At 39.0% G+C, this 6,243-nt stretch carries 6 protein-coding genes; all 6 read left to right on the top strand.

Annotated features, from left to right (window positions below):
• Nucleotides 1-103: 103 nt before the first annotated feature.
• The 6 genes from ACFSBH_RS12840 to sufB all read left to right on the top strand — a co-directional run bounded on the left by ACFSBH_RS12840 (nt 104) and on the right by sufB (nt 6,132).
• Nucleotides 104-478: a KGG domain-containing protein gene (locus ACFSBH_RS12840; protein ID WP_379597870.1), complete on the top strand. Its 375-nt coding sequence runs from the start codon at nt 104-106 to the stop codon at nt 476-478.
• Nucleotides 479-941: 463 nt separating this feature from the next.
• The gene (gene sufC / locus ACFSBH_RS12835; protein ID WP_251511530.1) at nt 942-1,724 is read left to right on the top strand and encodes a Fe-S cluster assembly ATPase SufC; all 783 of its coding nucleotides are present in this window, start codon (nt 942-944) and stop codon (nt 1,722-1,724) included.
• Between the two features lie 17 nt (nt 1,725-1,741).
• Nucleotides 1,742-3,055, top strand: a complete 1,314-nt coding sequence (gene sufD / locus ACFSBH_RS12830) for a Fe-S cluster assembly protein SufD (protein WP_251511531.1) — start codon at nt 1,742-1,744, stop codon at nt 3,053-3,055.
• Entirely contained in the window at nt 3,055-4,275 is a 1,221-nt protein-coding gene (locus ACFSBH_RS12825) for a cysteine desulfurase (RefSeq protein WP_379597868.1), read from the top strand. Before sufD ends, ACFSBH_RS12825 begins: the two co-directional genes overlap by 1 nt.
• Nucleotides 4,265-4,702: a Fe-S cluster assembly sulfur transfer protein SufU gene (sufU, locus tag ACFSBH_RS12820; RefSeq protein WP_251511533.1), complete on the top strand. Its 438-nt coding sequence runs from the start codon at nt 4,265-4,267 to the stop codon at nt 4,700-4,702. Before ACFSBH_RS12825 ends, sufU begins: the two co-directional genes overlap by 11 nt.
• Before the next feature lie 32 nt (nt 4,703-4,734).
• Nucleotides 4,735-6,132 carry a Fe-S cluster assembly protein SufB gene (sufB, locus tag ACFSBH_RS12815; RefSeq protein WP_251511534.1) on the top strand — a complete coding sequence of 466 codons (1,398 nt, stop codon included), beginning with the start codon at nt 4,735-4,737 and terminating at the stop codon, nt 6,130-6,132.
• Nucleotides 6,133-6,243 lie beyond the last annotated feature (111 nt).

The following is a 6,243-nucleotide window of genomic DNA, read 5'->3' as shown; positions in this document are numbered from 1 at the left end:
TTAGTTCTTCATGTGGCATAGAAAAGCACCTCCTTCAATTGATATTTCTATCTTAGCAAGAGGTGCTTCATTTTTGTATGCGTTGTTTGATTACGGGTTTACGATGTCTCGTCAGCAAGCAGGAGAAAAAGGTGGCAAAGCTACTGCAAGAAATCACGATCAAGAATTCTTTGAAGAAATCGGTCAAAAAGGTGGAGAAGCCACTTCCAGAAACCATGACCAAGAATTCTATCAAGAGATAGGTCAAAAAGGTGGAGAACAAACTTCAAAGAATCATGATCAAGAGTTTTATGAAGAAATTGGTCGTAAAGGCGGAGAAACAACTTCACAAAACCATGATCAAGACTTCTATGAAGAGATTGGGCGTAAAGGTGGGGAAGCCACTTCCAGAAATCATGACCAAGAGTTCTATGAAGAAATTGGAGAAAAAGGTGGCAAAGCAAGATCCCGTTCACGTGACAACAACAATAATAACTAATCAACTCGAAAAATAATCTAGTTAAACTAGTAAAAGCACAGTGATTCGATCATACTTGTTGAATCGCTGTGCTTATTTTATTTTTAGAGATTAAATGAGAATGATATGCTATAACTGGAGATTCCATTTTCAGGCTTATAATTTAAATGAGAATGTGAAATAGTGTATAATAATTATATAATATAGAAGAAACAGGATGATAGATTCTCATACTGTTTTTTTCATTTTATAGTAGAAAACGAATAAAGGGGGACGGTTGTTTATTCATTTATTTATAATGTATGAGAGCTGAATATCCTTTGATTATTTGGTTTTCGACAGATAATATACAATCTAATGGACATAAGCCCGAATGGGTTGATTATTAATTTGAAATCCTTTAAGATTGTAATGAGTATAGATTGAGAATGAATTTCACATTCATCTCGGAAAAACTAGAATATAGCATTTGGAGGTATTAATTATGGCAGGTTCAGTATTGGAAATTAAAAATCTTCATGTATCTATTGAAGATAAAGAGATATTAAAAGGTGTTGACCTTACAATTAAAGGTGGAGAATTCCATGCAGTCATGGGACCGAACGGAACTGGTAAATCTACTTTAGCATCTGCAATCATGGGACATCCACTTTATGAAATAACAGAAGGAAGCATTACGTTCAATGGTGAAGATGTACTAGAAATGGAAGTAGATGAGCGCGCACGTGCTGGTCTGTTTCTAGCAATGCAATATCCTAGTGAAATTAGTGGTGTAACTACATCTGACTTCTTGCGCAGTGCAATCAATGCTCGTCGTGAAGAGGGCGATGAAATTCCATTGATGCAATTCATTAAAGAACTTGATGAGGCACTAGATTACTTAGAAATTGATAAAGGTATGGCTACTCGTTATCTGAACGAAGGTTTCTCTGGTGGAGAGAAAAAACGTAACGAGATTCTTCAATTAATGTTATTGAGACCAGAGATTGCTATCTTAGACGAAATCGACTCAGGACTTGACATCGACGCGTTAAAAGTAGTTTCAAAAGGTATCAACAAACTACGTGATGAAAACTTTGGAACATTGATCATTACTCACTACCAACGTTTATTGAACTACATTACACCAGACTATGTACATGTTATGATGCAAGGCCGCGTTGTTAAATCTGGTGGTCCAGAGCTGGCGCAGCGTCTAGAAGCTGAAGGCTATGAGTGGATCAAAGAAGAGTTAGGAATTGAAGACGAAACAGTAGAAAATGCATAAACGTTAGGAGGAGTAACATGACTGTGGAAACAAAACTGTCATTTGATAAGGCATATATTGAACAGTTTTCTAAAGATAGAAATGAACCAGAATGGATGCTTAATTTCCGTCTGGATGCAATTGAACAGGCTGAAAAGCTGGAAATGCCAAAGCCTGATAAAACAACGATCAGAAATTGGAATTTCACTGATTTCAACCATGAGTTCAAAACAGGTGAAGCAGTTTCTTCCGTTAAAGATTTACCTGAAGAATTAAGAGTATTCTTTGATGAAGATAAAGCTCCAGAAAACCTAATTATCCAACGTAACCATTCTGTTGCTTATGCTTCTCTAAGTGAGGATTTAAAAGAAAAAGGAGTAATCTTCGTTGATTTGCTCACAGCTATTCGAGAGCATGGAGATTTAGTGCAGAAATATTTCATGACTGAAGATGGAGTTAGTGTGAATGAACACAAACTGACAGCTCTTCACGCTGCACTTGTTAATGGTGGTGTTTTCCTATATGTACCACAAAACGTACAAATTGAAACACCAATCCAAACAATCTTCTGGCAGGAAGATCCTGATATTACTTTAATCAACCACGTATTGGTTGTTGTTGATAAAAACAGTTCAATCACATATGTAGAAAACAATCTTTCTCATAATGCAGAAACTGAGACTGTAGCTAATATCATTACAGAAGTACACGCTCTTGATGGTGCGAAAGTTGCTTATGGTGCAGTAGATAACTTTGCAGCTGCAACTACAACTTATGTTAACCGTCGTGGTATTGCTGGTAGAGATGCTACTATTGATTGGGCTTTGGGACAAATGAATGATGGAAATACAATCTCTGAAAACGTAACTCGTTTAGTAGGGGATAACTCTACATCTCAGGCAAAAGCTGTTTCTGTTGGACGTGGAAACCAAACACAAAACTTCACATCTGTCATGCATCATGATGGAAAAGCTTCTGATGGATTCATTCTACAACGTGGTGTGATGAGAGAAGCATCGACAGCAATATTCAATGCTATCGGTAAAATTGAACATGGTGGAACGAAAGCAAACTCTGAACAAGAGTCTCGTGTTCTCATGTTAAGTGAAAAAGCTCGTGGAGATGCGAACCCAATTCTTCTAATTGATGAAGATGATGTTACAGCTGGTCACGCTGCATCCGTGGGACGTGTAGATCCAATACAGATGTATTATCTGAAAAGTCGTGGATTGACTGATGATGAAGCACAACGCCTGTTAATTCATGGATTCTTAGATCCAGTTGTTTCCCAACTGCCGATTGACTCTGTGAAACAACAGTTGAAACATGTGATTGAAAGGAAAATCAATTAATGGACGTAAAAGCCATTAGAGAACAGTTTCCGATTCTCAATCAGGAAGTGAATGGACATCCGCTTGTGTACTTAGATTCCTCAGCAACATCACAGAAGCCAATTTCTGTGATTGAAGCTTTGGATAAGTACTATAGGGAATCAAATTCAAACGTTCACCGCGGCGTGCATACTCTAGGTAATCGTGCAACCGACCTATATGAAGGTGCACGAGAAAAAGTTCGGGCTTTCATTCATGCAAAAAGCACTGCTGAAATTATTTTTACCCGTGGAACTACGACATCAATCAATACAGTAGCCTGGAGTTATGCAAGAGCCAACTTGAAAGAAGGCGATGAGATCGTCATCACGCCGATGGAGCATCACAGTAACATCATTCCTTGGCAACAGGCTGCAAAGGCTACTGGTGCAACGTTAAAATATATTCCGTTACAAGAGGATGGCACCATATCATTGGACGACGTCAAGGAAATTGTCACTCCACAGACTAAGGTTGTCGCTATTACTCATGTATCTAATGTACTCGGTACGGTCAACCCAATTAAGGAGATTGCTGCAATTGCCCATGAAAATGGTGCAGTTATTGTAGTAGATGGCGCACAAGGTGCCCCTCATATGGAAGTTGATGTACAAGATTTAAATGTGGACTTCTATGCTTTTTCAGGACACAAAATGTGCGCTCCAACTGGGATTGGCGTATTATATGGTAAACGTGAACTATTGGAAAATATGGAACCTGTGGAATTCGGGGGAGAAATGATTGATTTTGTGAACCTCTATGATTCTACTTGGAAAGAGCTTCCTTGGAAATTTGAAGGTGGGACTCCAATCATTGCTGGTGCAATCGGCCTTGGTGCGGCGATTGATTTTCTTAAAGAAGTTGGTCAAGATAATATCTTGGAACATGAGAAAAAACTTGCAGCCTACGCAATGGAGAAAATGCGTGAAATAGATGGAATTACCATATATGGTCCTGAAGAACGCGCTGCTCTTGTCACCTTCAACCTCGAAGAAGTTCATCCACATGATACTGCAACTGTTTTGGATGCGGAAGGAATTGCAGTACGCGCTGGGCACCACTGTGCACAACCACTGATGAAGTGGTTGGATGTTACTGCAACGGCGAGGGCAAGTTTCTATCTGTATAATACAGAGGAAGATGTTGATCGTCTCGTTCAAGGGCTGTTGCGAGCGAAGGAGTATTTTGGTGATGTCTTTTAATAATTTAGATTCGCTTTATAGACAAGTAATTATGGATCATTATAAAAATCCTAAAAATAAAGGACTAGCAGATGGTGGATCCCTAACTGTCGATATGAATAATCCTACTTGTGGAGACCGGATTCAGCTACAGCTGCAGATTGAAGATGGTGTAGTGAAATCTGCACGATTTGATGGGGAAGGTTGTTCCATCAGTATGTCATCGGCTTCCATGATGACCCAAGCGATAAAAGGTAAACCGATTGATGATGCCTTGGCTATGTCGGAGCTATTCTCTGATATGATGCTTGGTAAGGAAGTGGATACAGAAGGCTTTGATTTGGGAGATATTATTGCACTTCAAGGTGTTTCCAAGTTTCCTGCCCGGATCAAATGCGCGACCTTAGCATGGAAAGCATTGGAAAAAGGTGTCCAAGAAGAGGATTAAGGTTTTGAAATACCTAAAGGAGGTTACGATTTATGGCTAAGAATATGCCTGAAGTAGGAGATTATCAATATGGTTTCCGTGACAAGGATGTTTCGGTTTTCCGTACTGAAAGAGGATTGACTCGAACTGTCGTTGAGGAAATCTCCAAAATGAAAAATGAACCAGAGTGGATGTTGGACTACCGCCTGAAAGCATTGGAACATTTCTATTCCCGTCCAATGCCACAATGGGGTGGGGACTTATCCGGTTTAGATTTTGATGAAATTGTTTATTATGTTAAACCTTCTGAAAAGCAAGGTAGAACATGGGATGAAGTTCCAGAAGAGATTAAAGATACATTTGACCGTCTTGGAATTCCTGAAGCAGAACAGAAATATCTTGCTGGTGTTTCTGCTCAGTATGAGTCAGAAGTTGTATACCAAAGTTTGAAAGAAGATCTTAAGGAATTAGGAATCATCTTTACAGATACAGATACTGCATTACAAGAACATGAAGAGTTATTCAAGGAATACTTCGGTACAGTTGTTCCTTACTCTGACAATAAATTCGCAGCGTTAAATTCAGCTGTATGGTCAGGTGGTTCTTTCATCTATGTACCTAAAGGTGTTAAGAGCTCCACTCCATTACAAGCATACTTCCGTATCAATACGGAAAACATGGGGCAATTCGAGCGTACGTTGATCATTGTTGACGAAGATGCATCTGTGCATTATGTAGAAGGTTGTACCGCACCAACTTATTCTTCAGCTTCACTTCACAGTGCAGTTGTTGAGATTATTGTTAAAAAAGATGCATATTGCCGTTATACAACGATCCAAAACTGGTCGAGCAACGTATATAACTTAGTTACTAAACGTGCTACAGTAGATGCGAATGGAACGATGGAATGGATTGACGGTAACCTTGGTTCATTACTTACAATGAAATATCCAGCTATTCTATTGAAAGGTGAAGGCGCAAGAGGTAACACTATGTCTATCGCGTTAGCTGGTAAAGGACAATTACAGCATGCTGGTGCGAAAATGTATCACTTGGCACCAAACACTTCATCTACCATCGTGTCTAAATCTATCTCACGTAATGGTGGTAAAGTTTCTTACCTTGGCCTAGTGCACTTCGGACGTAAAGCTGATGGAGCACGTGCAAATATTGAGTGTGATACGTTGATTATGGATAACCAGTCTACATCAGACACGATTCCATACAATGAAATCTTAAATGATAACATCTCACTTGAGCACGAAGCAAAAGTATCCAAAGTATCTGAGGAGCAATTATTCTACCTCATGAGTCGTGGATTAAATGAAATTGAAGCAACTGAAATGATCGTAATGGGCTTCATCGAGCCATTTACGAAGGAACTTCCAATGGAATATGCTGTTGAAATGAACAGATTAATCAACTTCGAAATGGAAGGATCCATTGGTTAATTATCAGAAAAGAGGCTGGGACAAAACCCCAGTAAATAGAAAATAGCTTCGCGCTTTTTGCGCGAAGCTATTTTCTATTTATCATAATTTTAGTAAACAAAAAGGACACCT

Source organism: Oceanobacillus luteolus (assembly GCF_042678205.1).
Classification (GTDB): domain Bacteria; phylum Bacillota; class Bacilli; order Bacillales; family Amphibacillaceae; genus Oceanobacillus; species Oceanobacillus luteolus.
The sequence above is the reverse complement of the archived record's forward strand: the minus strand, read 5'-3'. Positions and strand labels throughout refer to the sequence as shown.